This window comes from Nostoc sp. KVJ20, assembly GCF_001712795.1.
GTDB lineage: Bacteria > Cyanobacteriota > Cyanobacteriia > Cyanobacteriales > Nostocaceae > Nostoc.
In genome coordinates this window covers 17855-42227 of the sequence record NZ_KV757659.1, presented here as the reverse complement: position 1 = coordinate 42227, position 24373 = coordinate 17855, and the positions used below count along the sequence as shown (strand labels likewise).

General features: G+C 40.7%; 19 protein-coding genes, 2 pseudogenes and 1 riboswitch. Of the genes and pseudogenes, 12 read left to right on the top strand and 9 right to left on the bottom strand.

Features of this window, described 5'->3' with window-relative positions; translation table 11 throughout:
- Positions 1–221 precede the first annotated feature (221 nt).
- A complete protein-coding gene (locus tag A4S05_RS25070; protein WP_069072494.1) occupies positions 222–1421 on the top strand; it encodes an aminotransferase-like domain-containing protein in 1200 nt (399 codons plus the stop codon).
- Positions 1422–1677: 256 nt separating this feature from the next.
- Here A4S05_RS25070 and A4S05_RS25065 read toward each other — a convergent pair whose 3' ends face one another.
- The 3 genes from A4S05_RS25065 to A4S05_RS25055 form a co-directional block, all read right to left on the bottom strand.
- Positions 1678–2298: a J domain-containing protein gene (locus A4S05_RS25065; protein WP_069072493.1), complete on the bottom strand. Its 621-nt coding sequence runs from the start codon at positions 2296–2298 to the stop codon at positions 1678–1680.
- Between the two features lie 305 nt (positions 2299–2603).
- Positions 2604–3215 (bottom strand): ATP-dependent Clp protease proteolytic subunit, encoded by a 612-nt coding sequence (locus A4S05_RS25060; protein ID WP_069072492.1) that lies wholly within the window; start codon positions 3213–3215, stop codon positions 2604–2606.
- 114 nt (positions 3216–3329) lie between these two features.
- A complete protein-coding gene (locus A4S05_RS25055) occupies positions 3330–3992 on the bottom strand; it encodes an ATP-dependent Clp protease proteolytic subunit (RefSeq protein WP_069072491.1) in 663 nt (220 codons plus the stop codon).
- Positions 3993–4230: 238 nt separating this feature from the next.
- On the opposite strand from A4S05_RS25055, the gene A4S05_RS25050 reads away from it, so the two are divergent.
- From A4S05_RS25050 to A4S05_RS25030, 5 genes and pseudogenes are all read left to right on the top strand, one after another.
- Complete coding sequence (locus tag A4S05_RS25050) at positions 4231–5487, top strand: vWA domain-containing protein (RefSeq protein WP_069072490.1); 1257 nt, start codon at positions 4231–4233, stop codon at positions 5485–5487.
- Between the two features lie 12 nt (positions 5488–5499).
- On the top strand, positions 5500–6780 hold the full coding sequence (locus A4S05_RS25045) for a vWA domain-containing protein (RefSeq protein WP_069072489.1): 1281 nt from the start codon (positions 5500–5502) through the stop codon (positions 6778–6780).
- Between the two features lie 141 nt (positions 6781–6921).
- Positions 6922–7122 carry a hypothetical protein gene (locus A4S05_RS25040; protein WP_069072488.1) on the top strand — a complete coding sequence of 67 codons (201 nt, stop codon included), beginning with the start codon at positions 6922–6924 and terminating at the stop codon, positions 7120–7122.
- Positions 7113–7514 (top strand): annotated as a pseudogene (locus A4S05_RS44320) (type II toxin-antitoxin system VapC family toxin). Before A4S05_RS25040 ends, A4S05_RS44320 begins: the two are co-directional and overlap by 10 nt.
- Before the next feature lie 278 nt (positions 7515–7792).
- Positions 7793–8179, top strand: coding sequence for an SMU1112c/YaeR family gloxylase I-like metalloprotein (locus tag A4S05_RS25030; RefSeq protein ID WP_069072487.1), 387 nt, complete (start codon positions 7793–7795; stop codon positions 8177–8179).
- Between the two features lie 7 nt (positions 8180–8186).
- Here A4S05_RS25030 and A4S05_RS25025 read toward each other — a convergent pair whose 3' ends face one another.
- The 5 genes from A4S05_RS25025 to A4S05_RS25005 form a co-directional block, all read right to left on the bottom strand.
- A complete protein-coding gene (locus tag A4S05_RS25025; protein ID WP_069072486.1) occupies positions 8187–9194 on the bottom strand; it encodes an ABC transporter ATP-binding protein in 1008 nt (335 codons plus the stop codon).
- A gap of 71 nt (positions 9195–9265) precedes the next feature.
- Complete coding sequence (locus A4S05_RS25020) at positions 9266–10348, bottom strand: iron ABC transporter permease (protein WP_069072485.1); 1083 nt, start codon at positions 10346–10348, stop codon at positions 9266–9268.
- A gap of 2 nt (positions 10349–10350) precedes the next feature.
- Positions 10351–11568, bottom strand: a complete 1218-nt coding sequence (locus A4S05_RS25015) for an ABC transporter substrate-binding protein (RefSeq protein ID WP_069072484.1) — start codon at positions 11566–11568, stop codon at positions 10351–10353.
- Positions 11569–11697: 129 nt separating this feature from the next.
- Positions 11698–12570 carry a (2Fe-2S) ferredoxin domain-containing protein gene (locus tag A4S05_RS25010; protein WP_069072483.1) on the bottom strand — a complete coding sequence of 291 codons (873 nt, stop codon included), beginning with the start codon at positions 12568–12570 and terminating at the stop codon, positions 11698–11700.
- Positions 12571–12605: 35 nt separating this feature from the next.
- The gene (locus tag A4S05_RS25005; RefSeq protein ID WP_084227258.1) at positions 12606–14672 is read right to left on the bottom strand and encodes a TonB-dependent receptor plug domain-containing protein; all 2067 of its coding nucleotides are present in this window, start codon (positions 14670–14672) and stop codon (positions 12606–12608) included.
- A 368-nt stretch (positions 14673–15040) separates the two neighbouring features.
- Positions 15041–15254: riboswitch (cobalamin riboswitch) on the bottom strand.
- A 784-nt stretch (positions 15255–16038) separates the two neighbouring features.
- On the opposite strand from A4S05_RS25005, the gene rocD reads away from it, so the two are divergent.
- From rocD to A4S05_RS24990, 3 genes are all read left to right on the top strand, one after another.
- A complete protein-coding gene (gene rocD / locus A4S05_RS25000) occupies positions 16039–17289 on the top strand; it encodes an ornithine--oxo-acid transaminase (RefSeq protein ID WP_084227257.1) in 1251 nt (416 codons plus the stop codon).
- 250 nt (positions 17290–17539) lie between these two features.
- Positions 17540–18583 carry a 1,9-bis(guanidino)-5-aza-nonane synthase gene (locus A4S05_RS24995; RefSeq protein WP_069072481.1) on the top strand — a complete coding sequence of 348 codons (1044 nt, stop codon included), beginning with the start codon at positions 17540–17542 and terminating at the stop codon, positions 18581–18583.
- 255 nt (positions 18584–18838) lie between these two features.
- The gene (locus tag A4S05_RS24990; RefSeq protein ID WP_069072480.1) at positions 18839–19303 is read left to right on the top strand and encodes a hypothetical protein; all 465 of its coding nucleotides are present in this window, start codon (positions 18839–18841) and stop codon (positions 19301–19303) included.
- A 421-nt stretch (positions 19304–19724) separates the two neighbouring features.
- Here the strand turns inward: A4S05_RS24990 and A4S05_RS42015 are convergent, their stop codons facing one another.
- Positions 19725–19898 (bottom strand): hypothetical protein, encoded by a 174-nt coding sequence (locus A4S05_RS42015; protein WP_176727100.1) that lies wholly within the window; start codon positions 19896–19898, stop codon positions 19725–19727.
- Between the two features lie 136 nt (positions 19899–20034).
- Here A4S05_RS42015 and A4S05_RS39390 point away from each other — a divergent pair.
- From A4S05_RS39390 to A4S05_RS24980, 3 genes and pseudogenes are all read left to right on the top strand, one after another.
- Positions 20035–20311: pseudogene (locus A4S05_RS39390) on the top strand (IS4 family transposase); the annotation flags it as partial.
- Between the two features lie 286 nt (positions 20312–20597).
- On the top strand, positions 20598–23624 hold the full coding sequence (locus tag A4S05_RS24985) for an nSTAND1 domain-containing NTPase (RefSeq protein ID WP_069072479.1): 3027 nt from the start codon (positions 20598–20600) through the stop codon (positions 23622–23624).
- Between the two features lie 50 nt (positions 23625–23674).
- Positions 23675–24373: a hypothetical protein gene (locus tag A4S05_RS24980; RefSeq protein ID WP_069072478.1), complete on the top strand. Its 699-nt coding sequence runs from the start codon at positions 23675–23677 to the stop codon at positions 24371–24373.

Genomic DNA, 24373 nt, shown 5'->3' with positions numbered 1-24373 from the left:
AGTAATGAGTAAAAACTTCTTACTTCTTACTCATTACTTATTACTTCTCCCCGGCACTTGCACAGGCTATAAGAGGTGTGGTGAGAAATCCGGGTTAGCCACAGCCAAACTTTACTTAGAAAACACGGTAGCATTGTTCAGATTTAGAATAAAGCTGACTATCAGTATTTCTTGCGGGCAATGCTGATATATTCATAAACCTAGAAGACAAGTTGCCCTCTATGGCTCCCACCACCTCTACTTACCATATTACTGATTTATTCGCCGAACGAGCTAGAAACCTTGCACCACCAACTTACGGCACTGAGTTAAGCAAAATTATTACTGTTAGCTTTGCCTACGGTTTAGCTGATCCAATTCTCTTTCCCCACGCTGATTTGGCTGCTGCAAGTGCTGCTGTACTGGCAGAAGAGGCTCCGATCGCTCTCAATTACGGGCCACCTTCAGCCCAATTGTATGAACAAATTATCCTCCGCTTGCAGGCTAAAGGAATCGCTGCCGATCGCGATCGCCTGATCATTGGCTATGGTTCTGGTCAGATTTTGGGTTTGCTACCAGATGTATTTGTCGAACCTGGTGACGTAGTAATTGTGGAAGGGCCAACCTTCTTGGGAGTGGTTAGTAGATTTGTCCATGCTGGCGCACGCGTAATTACCATTCCTGTGGATGAGTTGGGGATGGATGTGGACGCATTAGAAGAAACTTTGAGCGATTTGAAGAAACAGGGCATTCGACCCCGGTTTATTTATACTATCCCCACCTTTCATAATCCTACAGGCACTACTATGCCCTTATTTCGCCGCCAAAAGCTTGTAGCACTGGCGGCAGAGTATGGCGTGTTGGTGGTAGAAGACGATGCTTACAGCGATTTGCGCTTCCAAGGGGAAGCTGTGTCTCCTTTGGCAACCCTTGACAAGGAGGGGTGGGTTTTATACGTGAATACCTTTTCAAAAATTATTGCGCCTGGTATCCGACTGGGTTGGGCTTGTGGCGATCCAGCAATTATTGAGCGGCTGGCAATGTTCAAAAGTGAGGGGCCAGTGGGGCCATTTGTCAGCCATGTGGTCGCCCGCTACTGTGCTACAGGCAAACTAGATTATCACATTCAGGAGTTAATCGCTTGCTACAAGCATAAGTGCAATTTGTTGTTAGAAGCGATCGCTCACGAGTTTCCCAGTGATGTAGTTGCTTTGCGACCAGATGGGGGCTTTTTCGTTTGGTGTAAATTGCCACCAGACATCAGCGCCACAGCACTCCTAAACACTGCCAACGAACATGGCATCAGCTTTCTGTCAGGTACGCGTTGCTATGCCAATGGACAGGGAGATGACGCCATCAGGTTAGCTTTTAGTTTTCAAACAACGGAAAAGATTGTTGAGGGAATTGCTGTTTTGGGAGCAGTGTTGCGCGGATGGCGGTAATTCTTCAGGAGGCAGGAGGCAAGAGGCAGGAGGCAAGAGGCAGGAGGCAGGAGGCAGGAGGCAGGAGGCAGGAGGCAGGAGGCAGATAGCGCAGCATTAGCGAGTTCACAGTCCGCGTACTCTTACAGAAAAGCAAGCTACGTGCAGCGTCTCCTAGAGAGCGTCGGGCAGTCTTACTCCTGCCTCCTGCCCGACGCTCGCGGACTCGCTAACGCTGCGCTATCTGCCTCCAACATCCTCGATAAAGTTTGTAAACTTAAAAAATTTGTTCTAAGCGTTGAAAATCGCGCTGGACTTCATACCAGAGAGTTTTATTATGAGGGTCTGTCTTCAAAGCTTTTTTGAGATAAATTCTGGCTTTGAGCAGTTGTTTTTCGGAAATTAGCGCCCGTCCCCAAATTTGATAGACGATCGCTAGCCATTGCCGAACTTCTGCATCTGTTGACAACCGATCTGCTAAAGCTTCCGCCAGTGCGATCGCTTGCGGAAATCGTCTTTCTTGCAAAAACCGCTGCAATTGCTCATAAGTCTTCCACTTTAGCCGTTCTTCTATTTCCAACAGATTCGGCGGCTTTGGTTTCCCTGATTCTTGGCTTGTCACCGTTGTTACTGGTGTTTTCTGCCGCTGCGTTGCCTTGGTGTCATTACGCGCGGTTGACACATGACTTGAATGGGCAACAGTTTCCTCTGGCAGTACTACCGTCAGCAGGAGTTTGTAAGCCTCTGTTAAGGCAATAAATTTATCTTTGGCTTTGTTGTCATCTGGGTTGATATCGGGGTGATATTGCTGCGCCAGTCGCCGATAAGACGCTTTGATGTCAGCAAAAGAAGCTCCCGATCTTAAACCTAGTAAACGGTAGCAATCTCCAAGATCCATCTTGAGCTATGAGCTATCGAATATCGAGATAGGGGCTAACAGCTATGAGCTTTAAGCCTGAACTATTAATAATAAGGGCTAATTTGCTATTTTAAAGTTCAATGTTGACAGTTTGTTTAAAGAAGGGCATTGGGCATGGGGCATTGGGCATGGGGCATGGGTAAGAAGGGTAAAGGGGAATGGGTAAGGGGGAAAGGGTTTATTTCTTCATCCTTTACCCTTTACCCTTTACCCTTTAACCTTTTCCCCTCTCTTGTTGCTTCCCCTGCTCCTCTGCTCCCCTGCCCCTCTGCCCCTCTGCCTTCCTATTCCCCAGTTATTACCGAGGTTCGGTCTTCAATTACACGGTCAATTAAACCGTATTCCTTAGCCTCTTGAGCAGACATGAAAAAGTCACGATCCATATCTTTTTCAATTTTTTCTATGGTCTGACCGGTTTTATCAGCATAAATGCCATTAAGCTGGTGACGAATCCGCAGAATCTCTTTAGCTTCAATTTCGATATCGGTTGCTTGTCCACGGGTGCCACCAGATGGCTGGTGAATCATAATCCGTGAGTGAGGCAATGCTAACCGTTTGCCTTTTGTGCCAGCTGCTAGCAAAAAAGACCCCATTGAAGCAGCTAAACCCACGCAAATAGTCACTACATCTGATTTGATATGTTGCATGGTGTCAAAAATAGCCATGCCAGATGTAACCATTCCACCGGGAGAATTGATGTATATATAAATATCTTTACCTGGATCATCTGAGTCCAGATACAGCATTACAGCGATAATTTGATTGGCAATTTCATCATCAATATCTCGCCCCAAGAATATAATCCGTTCTCGGTAAAGGCGATCGTAGATACTAATCCAATCTGTATATTGTCCACCGGGCATCCGGTAAGGAACTTTAGGAACGCCTATAGGCATAATTTACTCCGTTCTTAATAATTTGGGGGCGGTAGGAGAGTTAGGAATAACTCATAACTCCTGTACAGACGGGATTAATCGCGTCTCTACTCAGCACTCAGCACTCAGCACTCACTAAAGGACACTGGCAGGAAGTGGGGGATTGGCGAGTTCTTCTTTCTCAAAAACTCGGTCAATCAGTCCGTATTCCTTCGCTTCGTAAGGTGTTAGGTATAACAGCCGATCCATATCTTTAGTAATTTTTTCTGGAGGCTGTCCAGTAGTGCGATGCAAGATATCAACTAAGGCTCCTTTATTTACCAAAACTTCCCTAGCGCGAATTTGAATATCCGTTGCTTGACCTTGGGCGTAGCTCTTGGGCTGATGCAGGATAATCGAGGAGTGAGGCAAACTGGCGCGGCAGCCTTTTGTACCAGCACTGAGAAGCATCGCTGCCATACCCATCGCGGAACCGACGCAGATGGTGTGGATAGGAGGCTTGATATATTTCATGGTGTCAAAGATGGCGAAGGCTTCGGTTTCAAAGCCAATGGGTTCGCCACTGTAACCGGAAGTGCCGGTGGAGTTGATATAGATTTTAATCGGTTTTTCGGGGTCGTCGGATTGCAAAAATAGCAATTCGGCCACGATTAATTCCGTGACAGCAGGCACCAGTGGCATCCCAATATAGACAATTCGCTCCTTCAATAAGAGGGAAGGTAAATCTGGCGGTGGTGTCCGGTAAAAGTTATCGCCGTAATATGGGGCTTGAACAGCCTTAATTGGGGAAATGTCCATAGCAACTGATCGCCTGAAACTATGCCGTTAACTGTAATACATCCTAGCGCGATGCACGCCTCCCTCAAGGTGCGGATTTCTCCCTAATGCTGAAGGCGGCTTCGCATCTGCCAATGCTTGGCTTCTAAGATATTCTGATTATATTAGTGTATTTATGTTGGATAGGTTTTCCGTAGAGCTAAAGTAGTGCTTTGAAGTTATTTATTAATATGTATATCCTGAATAGGGACTCTGAGTTATGAAGGTTAGTTTGCACCCTGCCTTGAATGATGGTAATTTGGACGCGAATCAACTGAATAGTCAACGTCAGTTGGGAATTTCGATTTCGGCGATCGCAGAAAATCAAGATCGCCATGTACCCCTGAATTTATGCTTAATTCTCGATCATAGTGGTTCCATGAATGGGCGATCCCTAGAAACGGTGAAAAAAGCCGCGAATCGTCTGGTAGATAGACTCAACCCTGGCGATCGCCTCAGTGTTGTAGTTTTTGATCACCGTGCGAAAGTCTTAGTACCTAGTCAAAGTGTCGAAGATCCAGAGAAAATCAAACAGCAAATTAATCGCCTCAATGCCGATGGAGGAACTGCGATTGATGAAGGATTGCGTTTGGGGATTGAGGAGTTGGCGAAAGGAAAAAAAGATACTGTTTCTCAAGCTTTCCTCTTAACCGACGGTGAAAATGAACATGGTGATAACAATCGCTGTTTGAAATTCGCCCAATTGGCTGCTAGCTATAATTTGACTTTAAATACTTTGGGATTTGGTGACAATTGGAACCAAGATGTTTTAGAAAAAATTGCTGATGCTGGCTTAGGTACTTTATCTTATATTCAAAAACCCGAACAGGCAGAGGAAGAGTTTAATCGCCTATTCAGCCGCATTCAAACGGTGGGATTGACTAATGCTTATCTGCTACTGTCCCTAATGCCCCATGTCCGGCTAGCGGAACTCAAACCCATTGCCCAAGTTTCCCCAGACACAATTGAGTTACCACTGCAACAAGAAGCTGATGGACGTTTCGCTGTGCGGTTGGGAGATTTAATGAAAGATGCAGAACGGGTAATTTTAGCTAATATTTATTTGGGACAATTGCCAGCAGGTGAACAAGCGATCGCTAATGTGCAAGTCCGCTACGATGATCCAGCCGCCAACAAGGTAGGTTTATTGACAGCAAATATCCCAGTTTATGCCCATGTCGTGAAAAATTACCAAGCAGACCTTAATCCCCAGGTGCAACAGTCTATTTTGGCATTAGCTAAGTACCGCCAAACCCAGCTAGCCGAGACGAAATTGCAACAAGGCGATCGCTCTGGTGCGGCGACGATGTTACAAACGGCTGCGAAAACTGCGCTGCAAATGGGAGATACTGGGGCGGCGACGGTGTTGCAAACTTCTGCCACCCAGCTACAAGCTGGCGGAGATTTATCGGAAAGCGATCGCAAGAAAACCAGAATTGTCTCGAAAACAGTTTTGCAAGATACTCCTCCCCAGTAAACTCAGGTTTAGATGAAAGTTAAATTGCTCTCGGCGTTAAATGACAATAATGTTGATGTGGCTCAAACAAGTAGCCAACGTCAACTAGCTATGACGATTTTTGCAATCGCTGGTGAGTCCGATCAAAATCTGCCCCTTAACCTCTGCTTGATTCTGGATAGAAGTGGTTCTATGCATGGACAACCGATAAAAACGGTGATCCAAGCAGTGGAAGGATTAATTGATCGGTTGAAAGTAGGCGATCGCATTTCAGTTGTGGCTTTTTCCGGTTCTGCGGAAGTCATTATCCCTAACCAAGCGATTCAAGACCCCGAAAGCATCAAATCTCAAATCAAAAGCAAACTGACTGCTAGCGGCGGCACTGCGATCGCTGAGGGTTTGGAATTAGGCATTACAGAACTGATGAAGGGGACAAGAGGCGCTGTTTCCCAAGCATTTCTGCTGACAGATGGGCATGGTGAAAGCGGTTTGCGGATTTGGAAATGGGACATTGGGCGAGATGACAATAAGCGCTGTCTGAAACTGGCGCAAAAGGCTGCCAAGCTGAACCTAACTATTAATACTTTCGGATTTGGCAATAGCTGGAATCAGGATTTGCTAGAAAAAATTGCTGATGTCGGTGGTGGGACTCTAGCTCATATTGAACGTCCTGAACAGGCTGTGAATCAATTTAGCCGACTGTTTGGACGGATTCAATCGATTGGACTAACTAACGCCTACTTGCTGTTATCTCTAGTGCCCAATGTCCGATTAGCAGAATTGAAACCCATTGCCCAAGTTGCCCCAGACACAATCGAGTTACCAGTGGAACCCGAAGCTGATGGTAGCTTTGCTGTACGTTTGGGAGATTTGATGCAAGATGTAGAACGAGTAGTTTTGGCGAACATTTATCTGGGACAATTGCCAGAAGGGAAACAAGTGATCGGGCATCTGCAAATTCGTTATGATGACCCATTAGTTAACGAACAAGGCTTACTTTCGCCCTTGATGCCGGTGTATGCAGATGTAGTGCGGGCGTATCAACCGACTTCTAATCCGCAGGTACAACAGTCTATTTTGGCATTAGCAAAGTATCGTCAAACCCAGTTAGCCGAAGCGAAATTGCAACAAGGCGATCGCACTGGTGCAGCCACAATGCTACAAACAGCAGCCAAAACCGCTTTACAAATAGGAGATAAAGGTGCAGCGACAGTGTTGCAAACTTCCGCCACTCGCCTGCAAGCTGGGGAAGAACTTTCGGAAGCAGACTTGAAGAAAACTAGGATTGTATCAAAGACTGTTTTACAGGAATAGTAATTCAGCGTTGCTGATTAACGGGATGAAAGTTTCGCGCCAAGGCGCAAAGTGAGAAAAAATATTTTATTCCTCAATTGAGCAACAAAGTAGTCGCATATTCCTAACTTATTAATTAACAACCAGCCAAGAGTTTGACTTATGCTGATCCAGAAGATTGTCCAAGAATTGCAAGACATCCCTGAAGACAAACTAGCAGAAATTTATGACCTAATTCACTACTTTCGGCTAGGTTTAAGTCAAGAACGTACACAACCCCGCACCCCTGGTTTATTAAAAGGACAACTCGGCGATGCTTTCTTTGAACCATTGCCAGAAGATGAACTTCAGCAATGGGAATGAGCTACCTCATCGACACCCATATCCTGCTGTGGTGGCTCTTTGACGACCCAAAACTCCACACTGACTGCCGAGACATCATTCGCAACCCAGATCATCGGATTATTGTCAGCAGTGCTTCTGCTTGGGAAATTGCCACCAAATAACGGATGGGTAAACTACCCGAAGCCAAACAACTTGTTGAACAATATTCACAGATATTGCATCAGGCTAAATTTATCGAACTTGCCATCACTACAGCCCATGCCCTCAGAGCAGGAAGCCTACCGATCGCCCACCGAGATCCCTTTGATCGCATGATCATGGCTCAGGCTGAACTCGAAAGCTTACTTGTCATCTCCTACGACAAAGCTTTCCAGACTGGACTGATTCAGGTAATTCCCGACCTCAAGTAAAGCCAAGTATCGCCAAACCCAGTTAGCCGAGGCGGATCGCACTGGTGCAGCCACGATGCTACAAACGGCTGCTAAAACTGCTTTACAAATTGGAGATAAAGGGGCGATCGTCCAAGTAGGACGATACAAAAAAGATTAGCACTTTGCTAAAGCCCTTTTCTTGCTAAGACTAGCAAAACTCTGCTAAAAGTGCTAGAGGTAATGATTAGTAGTAGCGTGTCAAGGCTAAAATGTAATGCACTATTTTAATTGCCACGCCAGTAGCTTGAGAATTACACATGAAAACCACTGGCATTCATCATGTAGCTATTATTTGTTCTGACTATAATCGCTCGAAAAAATTTTATGTCGAAACTTTAGGCTTTTCGATCATCGAAGAGACTTTTCGCGCCGAGAGAAATTCGTATAAATTAGATTTACGAGTTGGAGAAAATGCTCAAATAGAGCTATTCTCTTTCCCAAATCCTCCAGAACGACCTAGTAAACCAGAAGCTTGTGGTTTAAGACATCTTGCTTTTCAAGTTGATGATGTTGAAGAAACTGTTTTTTATTTAAAATCAAAAGGAGTAGAAGTAGAAAATATCAGAGTTGATGAAAATACAAGTAAAAAATTTACTTTCTTTAAAGACCCAGATAATTTGCCATTAGAGATTTATGAAAATTAAGCTTCAATTATAAATAATTCAAAAACTTAATCAGTTCGTACAATGAATGATAAGTATGTACAGTTTGGCTGTTTGTGAGTTTCCACAAAATTTGTTTGGATTGTGTTATCACTTCTACTGATAAGCCCTTTTTATTTTGATTAACTTGGAAGCCTGCACGTTTGAAAGCACGAATAGTCCATACAGACGCGATACCCTCACCTATCAAACTAATTTCTCCTTTGTGGGATGTATGGAGATTAAATTCCCCGGAAGCAACATCAAATTCTACACCTTCACTCTCGAAAGTATCAGCAAATGCACCACTCAACACTAAATCTTCCGGTGCGCCAACGTGTAAAATCCCATTAGTTGATAATAGCCAAACTTTATCAGCAAGACGCAAAGCTAAATCTAAATCGTGGGTAGAAAGAAGAATCGCTTGATTAGTTTCCCGCGCTAACTGACGCAACAACTGCATAATTTCCACCCGTCGCGGTAAATCTAAAAATGCTGTTGGCTCATCAAGTAACATCACAATAGGCGACTGAGCCAAAGCCCGCGCAATCATAATTTTTTGGCGTTCACCATCACTTAATTCGCTAACTTGGCGCTGTGCTAAGTGTACTGCTCCTACAGATTTTATTGCCCAATGTACTATTGTTTCATCTTCAGATGTCAAATTTCCCCACCAATCAGTGTAAGGATATCGCCCCATACTCACCAAGGTGTAGGCTGAAAGCATTCCCACATCAACTTTCTCAGTGAGTACCAAACTCAGCCGTTTGGCTAATTCTTGTGGTGCTAACTTGTAAATATTTTCCTCCAAGAGTCGCACTTCCCCCTCAATAGGGGGTTGCATTCCGGCGAGCGATCGCAGTAATGTAGATTTACCTGCACCATTGGGGCCAAGTAAGCAAACTAGTTCCCCAGCTTGCAGAGATACCGAAATATCCGATACAACACACCGAACAGTTTTTCGGGATGTTTTATAACCAATAGTCAAGTTATGAGTTGTTAAAATCGAGTTACTCATGATAAACTTCACCTAAAAAAGACCTGCGTTGCTCCGCGCTTACCTCCGCGTACCTCTGCGTTTCAAAAATCTTAAAAAGACTTTTGGGAATTACGTCGCAGAATTACCCAACTAACAACAGGAGTTCCAATCAAAGCAGTAACAGCATTTAAAGGTAAAACCATCTGACTTACCGCAAGTTGAGAAAACAAATCTGCAAACAATGCTAAGATTGCACCCATCATTGTTACACTAGGAATTAATATCCGATGGTCGGAAGTATTAAAAAGACTACGACAAAGATGAGGAATTGCTACACCTAAAAATGCGATGGGGCCGCAAAAAGCGGTAATTGCTCCAGCTAATATAGATGCACTGGTAATAATAGAAAATCTGGTTTTCTGCACCGTTAAACCTAAACTACGTGCATAAGATTCACCAAGTAAAAGTGCATTCAAAGATTTTGATTGCAACACTGCTCCCAATAAACTCAAAACTATCACAGGAATTAAAACAACTAACTGTTTCCAAGTCACCCCAGCAAAACTACCAAAAGTCCACATGATATAACTTTGAATGCGTTCTTTTGAGCTAAACTGCAACAAAATACTAACAATTGCACTAGTAGCATAACCAAACAATAAACCTAAAATTAATAATGTCATCGTATCTTGCACTCGGCGAGAAACAACTAACATCATCCCTAAAACTGATGCTGCGCCGAGACTTGCTGCTATAACTAAACCAAAATCGCTAATTATTCCCAAATCTGCTAATAATGTTGGTGTCGTAGCACTTGCTGTCAACACAACTAACGCTACACCTAAACTTGCACCAGAACTAATTCCCAATACAAAAGGCCCCGCTAAGGGATTTTTAAATAGGGTTTGCATTTGTAAGCCACTCACACCTAAAGCCGCACCCGCTAAAGTTGCAGTTAAAGCTTTAGGTAGGCGAAATTTGAGAATAATATGAGTCCATGTTACTTTTTCTGGTTCAAGTCCTAGCAAAATTTTGACTACTTCATCCAGAGGAATATCAACTGAACCCAAAGCCAAGTCTAATAAAAAAGCCAAGATTAAACTTACAAGTATAATTATAAAAATAATGGTTTTGAAAACCAGAGATTTTTGGGTTAATAGGGGAAATTTAAATTTATATTTTTCGTTGAACATTATTAATTAAGTTTGCGGTAATAAAATAGTTTATGATTGGGTAATATCTCTGGATGCAGTATTTTAATCAAGTCAGATAAAACTATATCTGGGTTACTAATTCCGCTTTCCCAGTAATCATTACCTCCACTTTCATTCACACGGGCATTATTATTGTAAAGATTGCCTGTTTTCACAGCCTTAAAATCAGCATAGCGATTATCTTCAGCGACTAAATCCTTTAAATTCTTCCAAGATTGACTAAAATTCAACCAGTAATCAGCATTGGCTGCACGTTCTAAAACAACTTCAAAAGATAAAGGTAAACTACCAGAGGATTTATCATCACTCCAGAGATAGTTTGCTCCTGCATCAGCCAGATATTTGGCTACGTAACTTTTACCCCCAGGCATATACCAAGTACCTTTAAAATTGAACCCAACAAATATAGTTGGACGATTTTTTACAGCTTTAGCTTTTTCAGCTACTTGTTCATATTTATTGGCAATTTCACTAAATATTTTTTCTGCTTGCTCGTCTTTATTAAAAAACAGAGCCGTAAATTTTAACCATTCGCTTCTTCCCAGTGGTGTGTCTTCCATATATTCAGAATTTATCCCCACTTTCAAACCCGCCTCTGTGAGTTTGGCATAACTATCAGTTTGGGAATTTCCAGTACCAAAAGTTGTCACCAAGTCAGGATTTAATTCTAATAATTTTTCTATATCCACATTAGAATTCTTCCCTACTTGTATTACATTTTTGGTTTTGATTTTCTCGACTACATCAGGAGTATTGACTTGTTTAGTGTTACTAATACCAATCAGTTTATCAACTACACCTAATTTCGCTAGGTGGGGTAAATGAGTAGTAGATAGAGAAACTATAGAATTAATGGGAACTGTGATTAACTGTGCTTGATTAAATTCTTTTGGCGTGGGAGTTCCACATTGGACTAAAATATATTCAAATTTTGTGTTAGCATTTTGCCAAGGATTTTTTATAGTGACGATTTTGTAGTGTTTATGATACTCCACTGCCAAGCCTGTGGCATGAATAATCTTGATTTTATTAGGGAAGTAATCAGTATTGGGGTCATATTTTTGAATACAGCCGTTATTATTGGTATTTGTAGAGGTGTTAATTGGTGTAATATGGCAAGCAATAATTAAAGTGGCAATTAAGAAGAATTTGCATAAAAAAATAATGGGTTTTGAGTGAGTAAGTTTTACCAATTTCATGGGGTTTTAGGAAAGAGAATTTTGCTCACGCAGAGACGCAAAGGCGCAGAGAGTTAGAGAGGAATAGAAAATAAGATGAACTAAATAAAATCTGTTTTATGTCTTCGCGTGAGATTTTAAAAATAGAAGTTATACGGAATCTGGTGGATAACAATGTTCAATAACTTTCTTACCTTTTAGCAAATGTTCATTGACAATAGTTTCAGCTACGCTTGAGTTAACGCGAGTGTACCAAGTTCTATCATCAGAATAAAATACTACTGGCCCTTGTTGGCAAACTTCCAAACAGCCAGATGTTCTCACTTCTATGTCTAAACTGGCATTTTCAACTGCTGATTTTAAAGCATCAAATGTGGGTTGCCATTTGCGTGAAGGAAGACAACGAGTAGAAGTACAAACTGAGATATAAGAATGCTTCAGAGTATTTTTGGTAAACGGGATTGGTTGAATACCCAATACATAAATATCTCTTAATTCCTGATACAAAGCTAACTTTGATAAATCAGGTTTACCTTCTGGTAATAAATTTTCACCATCAACGAAAGGATTCGGTAATAAAATCGTCATCAATTGTTCATCTGCACCATTCCAAAATTGAATTCCCCAACTTCTGGGATTCCCTTCTGTATTAAACCGACGATAAAAAGCTGCACGACTAACTTGACGCTGCTTCCTGACTTCTACAGGGGTTCTACAAAGAGGCCCACCAAAATTAGTATCAATACACAAATGTAAATGCCAACCTTCAGTAGCTACCGTCAAATATCCATCGTAGAGAATACAAAGTTTTGGTGCAGCATTAAATTCTAATTCCAAAACACTACCTTGGACAATATGTCCCACCCCTACCTGTTGCCAATTTTGCTCAAATAAAGTGTAAAGTAACGATGACAAAACATCACTTCCACAATCAAAATATTCATACTCAATTGTCCCACTTGTAGACAACGCCTCAGTCACAACTTGATTTAATGGTGTAACCAAACAATTAAATTCACTCATCTTCAACTCTCCTCTGCGTAAAAAAACTTTTAACCTTAAAACCTAGAACTCAACCCAACCTGAAAAACCCTCCCTCCATCAGGAAAACCCGGAAACAACTGATAACGCTGGTTAAAGATATTATCTACACTACTTGTCAGTATCAAACTATCACTTAAAGGGACGCGCATTTTGAAATCTAAAGTAGTATAACCAGACAAAAACTCTGTATTATCGTTATTCGTTGGATACCCATTCAAAGAATTCATGAGCAATCCTAAATACCAACCTTGAGGATTTTCATAAGAAACACCCAAATTTAATTTATCCGCACCTGCAAAACGCAACTCTTTATCAACTTCCGCCGGATTAGAACTTTCTAAAATCCGTGGATCATTAGCTGTATAATTAGCAAAAGCATAGATATTCTTCGCTAGCTGCAAATTTAGAGAGGCTTCAATTCCTGTAGTTCTAACTAGTCCAATATTTTCAAAAGTACCTGTATTGCCATTTACAAGTGGTGTCAGTCTTTTAAAGGCAATTGTATCTGACACTGTATTACTAAAGAAGGTCAAACGTAATAAGCCTATATTACCTAACTTTTGGTCAATGCCAATATCAAAACTATCACCCTTTTCGGGTTTAAGTTCAGGATTACCAATATTAGTAGGATTATTGTTAAATAAATTAGCAATGGTTGGCGCTCGGAAGTTTATGATATAGTTAGCTCTGAGTGTTGTGGAGTCAGACATTGCTAATTTTGTACCTACAGATGGTGATGTAAATGAACCATTTACCAAGCTACTGAAATCTTGGCGTACTCCTAAATTGATACTCAAGCTAGAAGTAAGATTATTTTCATATTTGGCGAAAATGCCTCCTTGACTAATACTGTCATCGTAATTTTCTCTATTGAGATTACTGCCATAATTAAAAGTGGTATTACGCACATTTACATTCCGGTAATCAAAGCCGTAAACCAAAATCTGATTTTTGGTCAGATTCCAACTATGTGTGGTTTGAATACCGTAAGAAACCTGGTTAGAATCAAACCGATTTTGAGATGAAAGTGCGCCACTACGGTTATCAAAACGAGTATTGAGAAAATCAGTATAAACTCTGGCTGTTAAAAGTGAATCATTTCCATTCCCTAATTTGGAATTCCAGGTTAAATCAGTGAGAACTTGGTCTGTGTATTTACGATTATTGTCGGTGAGAGAATTGAAAAAACCTTGCCCAAATTGTGGTTCAGGAATTGCTACTCCTCCTGGTACTCCCTGTTGCTTGCTTAAGTATAGGCTTGAGAGACTTAAGGTATTACGTGTTCCTAAATCTGCCTCTAGTTTGACATTAAAGTTGTTAAATAGAGCATCATTATTTGTTCTAGTTCCTGTAAAATTGGCTTCAGGAATTGTAAAAGGATAATTATTTTCTGCTTGGGTAAGGTTGTAACCTACAACCCAATAAATTGCACCTGCTTTCCCACTATTTTGAATACTTTGTTGGTTTAGTCCATAAGCACCAATATTCACCTTGGCTTCTGTTGTAACTTTCTCTGTGGGACGACGAGTGACAATATTAATTACCCCTCCTATTGCATCAGAACCATAAAGAGTTGAACCTCCTCCTGGTAACACTTCAACTCTTTCGATATTATTGGTAGTGAATTCTGAGAGGTCAAAACCCCCGCCACCAAGATTATTAATCGGTCTACCATCAAGCAATATTAATACTTGACCGGTATTAGAACCACGAATAAATTGACCACTTAAAGCGTTAACTTCTGTGCCAACTGTACCATCACCCAAGATACCAGGAAGAAATCGCAGTGCTTCTTTGACAGTTCTTGCACCTTGCGCTTCCATTTCTTCACCCGTAATTACGTAAACAGGACGGGTGGAATCTTTCACTGTCCCTTCGCGGCGAAAGGGTGAAAATACAGGTTCATTCAATAGCTTGTCGATGACTGTTAATTCAATATCTGGTTCTTCTGTGGATGCTGGAGTATTTTCAGGTGTTACTTGTGCAACTGGTTGTAAGTCTCTTGCAGAACCTTCATACTTGGGAAACTCAGATATTTGTGGAACTTGATTAGCAATCGCTACATTTCCTCCACCGACCATCCCATAAATTGCGGTAAAAACGAAGATTTTTGAGAAAAATTCACAACAAGTAACTATACGGGAAGTGGACATGAAACTCCTCGTTTTCAGTAAATGCAGGTATTTATTTGTGCTGTTGAATTTCTAAGATTTAGGGTTACAATGCATTGCCATACCTAAATCATGGTGGATACTATTTTGATAGCAAAAAAGACTTTGTGGTATTCCTTATGGATACCCAAATTCCTATAGGACAACCAAAAATTAAGTGTCGTTACTAACAGCGAAGCGAATTAGTAAAACTTGCAGAGGGTACTGTCTTAAAACAATATTTGTACCCATGAAATTCTTTAATAAAATGTATCATCTGTGCCTCGCAGATAAATGTTTTGTGTCTAGAGTGAGTCGGCGGGCATTCTGGCTCATACAATTTTGGATTTTGAATTTTCGATTTTGGATTATTGAGTAGCTTCCCAATCCAAAATCTAAAATCTAAAATCTAAAATCGGTTTACAGCTGCGGGACAGCGCCGGATTTACACCGAACTTTCCCCCTTGCGTCTGATGGCTGCTCCCCATCAGAACCGACAGTTATGTGTCACATTACCATAGTTACTGTCTATATGTAAATTCATTTGGTAATAATCGGTGAGAGGTTGAGATAATTTTATTTTTGCCAATTATAAATTGTGCTGGAAATTTAGGAAAAACGCAGGTATTAAGTCAACTTTTGTGCTGAATTTATGCGGCAAAAATGAATAATGTATATCAAGATTAAGCCTAGACTACGCCTACTGTAAGCATCGCCTACTCAAAAGCTGCAATTTTGTTATCCCCCTCCCCAGCATTGATCGGCTAAGAATTTAATGATACTTTAGATAAGATTGCAGTAAAAAATAGCTTTTTTGACTATCTATAAAACATTTCATATAAGTACCAAGTTGTTGTCATAAAACCATACAAAGACATAATTGCTGTCGAAAACGTCATATTTTAAACTATCGGTTATTATGCTAGTAAAATTTTACATTCAGACAGAGTGGGCAACTGGTTTTCTTCACTAATGAAGTAGGCTAAAGATGTCCTACACAAGTTGCGTGTCTGAAAGATGAGCAAATAGCTGGTCAATAATTACTGGCTATTTTACATATTTAGAGAAAATCAATCAGCACTACACAATAGCGATTGTCTTTGATATGACTGACTGATTTTAGCAGTAAAGTCTTTACTTTCATGTCAATAGCACCCTGGAATTGGGAACTATAAAAGTAAGAACAAAGCTAGATTTTTCAATTTATACTCATACCTGTGGAATGTCTTATTCCACTAGTAGTCTTTCAGATGTTTTCTAGTTTGATTTCAAACCCTCAAAGCTATCAGGAGTAAATATGCAAGCAACAAACGTAACTCTGAGAATTGCCAACCTCAATACTATGAATACCCAGGATTATATTGAACTAGAACAGCAATATGGGGCTGATAATTATCATCCTTTAGATGTAGTCATCACCAAAGGAGAAGGTGTGTGGATATGGGATATAGAAGGTAAAAAATATCTAGATTTTCTTTCAGCTTATTCAGCATTAAATCAAGGTCATTGTCATCCCAAAATTCTTGCAGCCATGATTGAGCAAGCCGAGAAAGTTACACTAACTTCCAGGGCTTTTCGTAATGACCAGTTAGGAAGATTTTATGAGAAAGTTTCTCAAATTTCTGGTTTACCCAAAGTGCTACCCATGAATTCGGGAGCCGAAGCTGTAGAAACTGCTATTAAAGCCATTCGTAAATGGGCTTATAAGGTAAAAGGTGTACCAGAAAATCAAGCAGAAATTATTGTTTGTAGTAATAATTTTTCTGGACGCACTATTAGTTTGATTAGCTTCTCTACAGAAGAACAATATCAAGATGGATTTGGGCCTTTGACGACTGGGTTTAAAGTTATCCCTTTTGGTGATGCTGAGGCTTTAGAAAAAGCGATTACTCCTAACACTGCGGCATTTTTGGTAGAACCAATTCAGGGGGAGGGAGGTATTATTGTTCCTCCCAATGGGTTTTTAAAGCAAGCAGAACAAATCTGTCGTCATCATAATGTCTTATTGGTTTTTGATGAAATTCAAACTGGCTTGGGAAGAACAGGTAAAATGTTTGCCCATCAATATGAGAATGTTAAGCCTGATGGCATAACTGTAGGTAAAGCTTTATCTGGTGGATTTTATCCCATTTCTGCGTTTATTTCGACAGAGGAAGTGATGGGTGTATTTCAACCAGGAGATCATGGTAGTACCTTTGGCGGAAATCCTTTAGCTGCTGCTATTGGAATTGCAGCACTGGATGTTCTTATAGAAGAAAAGTTGCCAGAAAAAGCCTTACAACTGGGAGGATATTTTCTAGATAAATTACAATCAATTGAAAGTTCATATATTAAGGAAGTGCGTGGTAAAGGCTTATTAATTGGCATGGAATTGCACGCCGAAGCGGGTGGTGCTAGACGTTTTTGTAAAGCCTTAGCCAAAGAGGGATTATTAACCAAAGAAACTAGAGATAATGTCATTCGTTTTGCTCCACCCTTGGTTATTTCCCAATATGAAATAGATTGGGCGTTGGAGAAAATTGAGCTAGTTTTGACAACCACTTGTTAGTTTGGCGTAAATTGAGTATGATGGGTTACTTGTAGTGTTTAAAAAGTCGTTAGTAGCAAAATTGAACAATCGTTTCATCCAATTCATGAGTATCTGGGAATTGCACGTCAAGTTAAATAAAAGACGGCAATCTGATCCTGGTTTGTCCTGGTACGACCACTGCGAAGCGCCTAGTACGTTGGCAAGACTTGCCTTGTAGTCGCTGTGCAGACCGTATAACTTTTATTTTCAATAAAAAGGACAATCTACCATGAATCGTGAAGAACTTTTGCAACAAACTGTGCAACCAATTGACATTAAAGATTTTGATGTTGTTGGCTTAGTGGAAGCTATGGGTAAGACAGCTTTCCAAGGTCGAAATTTGGGGCGGGCAGCAAAAATTTATGACGCAATGCTGCAAGATAAAGAATGTACGATTATTCTGTGTTTAGCTGGGTCTTTGTTTAGTGCTGGACTCAAGGGAATAGTCCACGATTTAATTACTCACAATATGGTAGATGCGATTGTATCTACTGGCGCTAACATTGTTGACCAAGATTTCTTTGAAGCGTTGGGTTATCGTCATTATGTTGGCGACCCCTTTGCTGATGATGAGGTGCTAAGACAGCAAAGGATAGACCGCATATATGACACCTACATTGATGAAGATCAACTGCGGGTGTGTGACATGACGATCGCAGAAATCGCCGAGAATTTAGAGAAGCGTCCCTATTCTTCACGGGAATTTATTGAGCAGATGGCGGTTTATTTAGAACGTCGGGGTAATTATGGTCAATCTGTAGTGCAAGCTGCTTATCAACACCTTGTACCAATCTTTGTCCCCGCTTTTAGTGACTGTTCGGCTGGCTTTGGCTTAGTGCATCACCAATGGAATTCTCCAGAATCTCATTTAACCATTGACTCGGTGCGAGACTTTCGGGAGTTGACGCAGTGCAAACTAGCTTCCAACTACACTGGATTGGTAATGATTGGTGGTGGTGTACCGAAAAACTTCGCTCAGGATACGGTGGTAGCTGCGGAAATGCTGGGATTTGATACGAGTATGCACAAGTATACAATTCAAGTCACTGTCGCTGATGAGCGCGATGGTGCTCTATCTGGTTCTACTCTCAAAGAGGCTCATTCTTGGGGGAAGGTAGATAAAGCTACTGAACAGATGGTATTTTCTGAGGCGACTGTGGCGTTCCCGTTAATCGCGGGGTATGCGTATCATAAGGGGAACTGGCGCGATCGCCAACCACATCATTTAGCTGAGTTATTTACTAGACCTCAACCCAAGGTAGCAACTGTGTAGAGATTTTTAGGGGGCTTTCTTTGCCCCCTAAAATTGCTATACAGATTGCTGTTTCCCTAACTAGCTATGATTTTATTTTGAATTCCCTATCTGTCGCAAACATTTTTTGAATTGGTATTACCCAAAAACACAGAAGCAAAACCGGGAATATATGGGAGTAGAGAGATTAATTAATCAGTACTATTGCTGAATAAAATTAGTAGTATTTTTAGCTATAATATCTCTGTAATTAAGACAGAACTTAGATATTAAAATATGACTAATTTACTGAGGTTGTTGACAATTTCATCTTTGTTACTGTCTACGGGTTTGCCATCTTTTGCCACCAATAAATCCTTCGTAACTGAGAAACATTTCCAAGGTGATGTGGAGCCAAAAAATTGCCCTCTCCAAAAAAGGAAAAAAGGTATTTTTATATATAATCTTTGCCAAGTTAAGGGTAAGCCAATATCTTTATATATCCAAAGTGTTGAAGCATCTGATGGCAATGAAAATGGCGCTCTGGATGTTGCTGTATTAACATACAAAAATGGACAATTAATTCACGTTAGTGCTGAAGATTTTCACAGATATGGTTTCCGCAATCAAAAATTAGTTGCAGCGTGGCATCTAGATAATACCATTGAAAATGTATCATCATCTCAATATCGCGCCATAGAAAAGCGTTTTTTAGCAGAGTCTCGGAAGAGTTTAGAACTATTTGGGATTAAGCAAAAATAGCAGTAGAATCTAATTAATTCGTAAGCTGGAATTTACAGCGATACATTGAAGAAGAATTCAGAATTCAGCAATCTTGACGCTCTCTACGAGACGCTAAAAGCGTAGCTTGCAACTCTTACAGAGTACGCTATCAGTCGGGGATTCAGACCTGCGACTTTCTTGTTGACCACCAATTCGTAGATTTGGTGGATCTTAAACCCAGTTATTCAGACGCGACGCTCGTTCGCCCTTGGTGTCTCCCCTTGGGAGAAGACTCGCTAACGCTACGCTATCCGCCAGTCGTACAAAATTCATTCTGAATTCTGACTCCTGAATTCTATTTGATAAATATATAATTTTCATCTTAACCCGACACGAGGATATGATAATTTTAGAAAATTTTTCAACAGGTAAAATTTTTGAAGTCTATATTTTCGTAGTTTCAATAATGTTTTGTTTTCCAAATATTAAAGGAGAAAATACCAAATAGGATAACTAAAACAGCACCCACCGATGCGGCAGAGGAAATACCGAGAATAAAGGGGTCAAGCTTTTGTTGGGTTGCTTGGAGTTGCGATCGCAGTTGCACAATTAACTTTTTTGCTCGTTGTTCCACTGCAAAAATCTGCCCGATTTCTCGGATTTATTGATATAAATTCTCCCAAAAGTGTTGAATTTTAAGAAAAATACGATAAAAACAGCCCAAAATATGTTAAATTTTGGGCGGAAGATTAAAGTATATCTATTTGATAGTGATTATAAATTCATTTCTCAAGATTGTCAAAGATATCTTGAGAGGACTGCCAAAAAACGATTATCCAGTATTGAACAGTCGTCTGTTCTTTGAGGTAAAAGTTATCTGATGCTATGGATAACAGCTTAACAAGTATGCGAGATTTGTTTAACAGATTAAACAACACAGGATTTGAGGTAGATATTTCTACTTTCTCTAAAGCAAACTTACATCGAAGTCAAAAACCTTTTCAATAAATTTACCAAAAATTAAATGAATTGGTACAGAAGAAAGTTTAAAAAAAGTTACACAAGAAATATGCAATTTGTCCAATGATTTTGCTGAGTTTTTTGCAAATACTCAACCAAGTTTCTCAACACAGCTGGAACAAACTCCGCGCTATAAATTTTCTCCACAAGCATCAGTTTATACAGCTTGCCTGGTTCCAACAGCCACTCACGCGGACATAAAACCAACTTAGTTTAGTTTCATATCCTTCCCTACGGGACGCCAAAGGCGAACGGGATATTGCTACAATCCAATCTATGATCCTACTTAACTCAACTGTGTTAAATCATCCTCATGAGTCGAGATGCGTTGGTAGTGGGAATTAATCAGTATCCTTTCTTAAAAGATACTCCAACAAGCAAAGCGAAACATCTTTTTACCCCTGCTAACGATGCCGAAGCGATCGCGCAACGTTTAGAAGAATATGGTGATTTTCGCGTGCGGCGACTGCCAGAAACGATTCAGGGTGAACAGCGTCGAGTCACATCTGATGGTTTGGTCAAATCTGAGACTTTGGAAGATGCGATCATCCAGTTATTCAACCCAGTAGGCGAAAATATTCCAGAAACAGCGCTGTTATATTTTATCGGTCATGGTTTACGCAAAAATCGCGGCGGGGTAACTGAAGGTTTTTTGGCTGCCAGTGATGCTGATCCCCGAAAGAATCAGTGGGGTATTTCCCTACGATGGTTGCGAGAACTATTGCAAAAAAGTCCTGCCAAGCAGCAAATCGTCTGGCTGGACTGCTGCTACAGTGGAGAACTATTCAATTTTGTAGAAGCAGATTTGGGGACATCGCTTCAGGAACAAACGCGGTTTTTAATTGCTGCATCAAGAGAATTTGAACCTGCTGAGGAAGATATTCAAAGGAAACATGGGGTATTTTCCAAAGCACTTTGGCAAGGACTTGATCCCAGACAACAGCCAGATGGTTTGGTCAACAATGATAAATTAATTGAGTATATTGCCCAAACCCTCAAGGATGTTCCCCAGCAGCCAATTTGGTATAACCCCAACCGGGAAATTATGCTCACTGGTGAACGAGAAGACGTTCTCATTCACATCCCAAATGGAGTTTGTCCTTACAAAGGGTTACGCTTCTTTGATGTTGAAGATGCTACCTATTTTTATGGGCGGGAAGTATTGACCCAAAAGCTGATTCAGCACGTTCAAGTGGGTAAAGGAAATTTTTTGGCCGTGTTGGGCGTATCGGGGAGTGGTAAATCTTCCTTACTGCGGGCGGGGTTGATTTACCAGTTACAGCAACAGCGCAGATTACCAGGGACAGAGGAATGGAAAATTCGGATTTTTAGCCCAGGAGAGCAACCTTTGGTGAGTTTGGCAACGGCATTTCTGGATGAGTCAGCCACAGATATGCAGCGTGCAGAACAGCTAAAAGTGGCAGACGAGGCGATCGCACAAGGAGAAACGGGACTAGCACGATTAATTCGAGCATCGCGATCGCCGCGCACCCTACTAATTGTCGATCAGTTTGAAGAGATTTTTACCGTTTGTCAGAGCCACAGCGATCGACAGCAGTTTATTTCTAGTTTATTGGGGGCGCTCAAACAAACAGGAGATAAACTCTGCATAATATTTGCTATGCGTGATGATTTCTTAGGTAAGTGTGCTGCATATCATGAGCTAACTGATTTGATTCAAACTAATCTGGTGATGGTAACTCCCATGTCTTTAGAAGAGTTCCAGCAAGCAATCCGAGAACCGGCAGCAAAACTAGGACGGAAGGTAGAAGAAAATTTAATTAATGCTATTCTCCAAGACTTGGGAGTTGAGGTAGGACAACCCACACAAGAAGCTGAACCGGGAATGCTGCCTTTGTTGTCATATACTTTAGAGCAGCTTTGGCAACGACAGAAACTGAATTGGTTGAAGCTAGATAGTTATCACCAATTAGGCGGGGTGCGAAAAACCCTAGAAAATTTGGCAGAACAAACTTACAGAGAACTATCGGTTGAGGAACAACGGGTAACGGACTTGATTTTTATCAATTTGACTCAGTTAGGGGAAGGTACACCAGACACACGCAAGCAAGTTCCGCAACGAGATTTAATTTCTTTGGGTAAATCTGCACAGTTGGTAGAGCGAGTAATTCAAAAGCTGGCACTAGCGAAGTTAATCGTCACTAGCGAACAACGCAGAGGTGAAGAGAAGGTGGCGGTAGTGGATGTTTCCCATGAAGCTTTGATTCGCCATTGGTCAAGGTTGCAGGAGTTGCTGGATAATAATCGGGAGGCGATTAGGACTGAGCGTAGAATTAAGGCGGCAGCCGAAGAATGGGAAGATAAAGGTAAGTCTGTTGATTACTTGCTTACGGGGTTGAGATTGGCAGAAGCCGAGAAGTTTTTGCAAGAGCAAGTTGATATTGTAGCACCGTCAGGTTTGAGTTATGAGTTAATAGAGGCTAGTCAGAAAGAGCGCGATCGCATTGCTACCGAACTGGATCGGCTAGAAAAGGAAGAATTAGAACGAGAGCGACTTGCACAACAGCGAGAATTACAACGAGAGAAACAAGCACGGCGTGGTTGGCAATGGCTGGCTTTTGTACTCGGTGCGATCGCTATGGCTACTATTGGCTCATTCGTCTACCGAGAAGGATTGCGGCAGATTGCGATTAGGCAAACTGAGATGGTATCTATTTCTGGTGGCGACGCTATTATCGGCACAGACGATTCCAATGCTTATAGTAACGAAAAACCCAAAAGCTTTTTTCATCTTTCAGATTTTCAAATCCAAAAGTTTGAGGTTTCTAATCATCTTTATCGCTTTTGCGTACAAGCTGGACATTGTGATAAACCAGTTAATCCCAGTCAATTAAATGATCACAAATTTGATCAATATCCAGTAGTAGAAGTGACGGCTTTTCATGCAGCTACTTACTGTGAGTGGCTAGGTATGCGATTACCTACAGAACTTGAATGGGAAAGGGCTACACGCGGTTCTAAAGGAGAACCATGGCCATGGGGTGACAAAACTCCAGTAGCTAATTTTGCTAATATTTCTGGAAAATCTAAAAAAGGTATTGAAGTTATAAATGCTTATAAACAAGGGAGAACTAATGAAGGAGAAGTTTATAACTTAATTGGTAATGTTTGGGAATGGACTGCATCCTATTATCAGCCATCCTATAAAAACTACAATTTGGCATTGATTTGGAAAGATTCAAAACAGCCTATTCCATCAAACTTGTCTCTAATTACTAGGGGAGGAGGATGGATGTCACAAATTGACCGAGTAACTCAACGTTTGGAGACTCCTAGCTCCTTTCATAATCCAGATACAGGAATACGTTGTGCCAATTAATATCATATCCGGTTTATTAATAGACTAAAAATATCAGGAGGAAAAGCAAGGTGTCCGAGCTTAAAAAATTAGAATTTTCAAAGCCTATTACTCGTTATGAGAGTACTGCCATATATGATAATAATCAAGGCTATAAGGTTTTTGTTAAAGCTTATGGTAGTAGCAAAAATGAAATAGAGGAACGGACTAAAAATTTATTTATATCCTTAAATATATCCACAGATGAAATCTTAGAATCAGATACAGTTGACAGTTTGATACCCGAAGCTGACAATCGGCCAGTTTTAAATTCTGAACCTAGCATTTCTACGGAAGCGGAAAATATAGAAGATATAATTCAACCTTTAGAAATTTTTGTAGACTCCCTTCTTCTAGACAATATAAATCCAGGAAGTAAACTCAAATTTGCATTTGAAAATCGATTACCCAGTATAATGTGGAGATCAATAAATGATGATACCTTACAACCTATACCTATAACAACTTTATCAAGAGAAGTTTATAAAACAAGCCCACTTACTAAGGTAGAAGCTATGATTACTGTCCAAAGAGGGAATGCTACTTTCTTCTTGTATCAATCAACAACAGGACAGGGTAATTGGGGGGACTACGTTAGAAAGATTACAGTTTCATCTAACAGTTCTGAAAATCTAATCTATAGAGTAAATCAAAATAAGTATTTTAAACTTATGGTACAGGGTGAACCCGGTACTAATTATAGTATTACAGGAAATTGGGTGGTTACTTAA

Coding starts and splice junctions, on each gene's coding strand:
- A4S05_RS25070 (WP_069072494.1), top strand. CDS start 222: ATGGCTCCCACCACCTCTACTTACCATATTACTGATTTATTCGCCGAA.
- A4S05_RS25065 (WP_069072493.1), bottom strand. CDS start 2,298: ATGGATCTTGGAGATTGCTACCGTTTACTAGGTTTAAGATCGGGAGCT.
- A4S05_RS25060 (WP_069072492.1), bottom strand. CDS start 3,215: ATGCCTATAGGCGTTCCTAAAGTTCCTTACCGGATGCCCGGTGGACAA.
- A4S05_RS25055 (WP_069072491.1), bottom strand. CDS start 3,992: ATGGACATTTCCCCAATTAAGGCTGTTCAAGCCCCATATTACGGCGAT.
- A4S05_RS25050 (WP_069072490.1), top strand. CDS start 4,231: ATGAAGGTTAGTTTGCACCCTGCCTTGAATGATGGTAATTTGGACGCG.
- A4S05_RS25045 (WP_069072489.1), top strand. CDS start 5,500: ATGAAAGTTAAATTGCTCTCGGCGTTAAATGACAATAATGTTGATGTG.
- A4S05_RS25040 (WP_069072488.1), top strand. CDS start 6,922: ATGCTGATCCAGAAGATTGTCCAAGAATTGCAAGACATCCCTGAAGAC.
- A4S05_RS25030 (WP_069072487.1), top strand. CDS start 7,793: ATGAAAACCACTGGCATTCATCATGTAGCTATTATTTGTTCTGACTAT.
- A4S05_RS25025 (WP_069072486.1), bottom strand. CDS start 9,194: ATGAGTAACTCGATTTTAACAACTCATAACTTGACTATTGGTTATAAA.
- A4S05_RS25020 (WP_069072485.1), bottom strand. CDS start 10,348: ATGTTCAACGAAAAATATAAATTTAAATTTCCCCTATTAACCCAAAAA.
- A4S05_RS25015 (WP_069072484.1), bottom strand. CDS start 11,568: ATGAAATTGGTAAAACTTACTCACTCAAAACCCATTATTTTTTTATGC.
- A4S05_RS25010 (WP_069072483.1), bottom strand. CDS start 12,570: ATGAGTGAATTTAATTGTTTGGTTACACCATTAAATCAAGTTGTGACT.
- A4S05_RS25005 (WP_084227258.1), bottom strand. CDS start 14,672: ATGGTCGGTGGAGGAAATGTAGCGATTGCTAATCAAGTTCCACAAATA.
- rocD (WP_084227257.1), top strand. CDS start 16,039: ATGCAAGCAACAAACGTAACTCTGAGAATTGCCAACCTCAATACTATG.
- A4S05_RS24995 (WP_069072481.1), top strand. CDS start 17,540: ATGAATCGTGAAGAACTTTTGCAACAAACTGTGCAACCAATTGACATT.
- A4S05_RS24990 (WP_069072480.1), top strand. CDS start 18,839: ATGACTAATTTACTGAGGTTGTTGACAATTTCATCTTTGTTACTGTCT.
- A4S05_RS24985 (WP_069072479.1), top strand. CDS start 20,598: ATGAGTCGAGATGCGTTGGTAGTGGGAATTAATCAGTATCCTTTCTTA.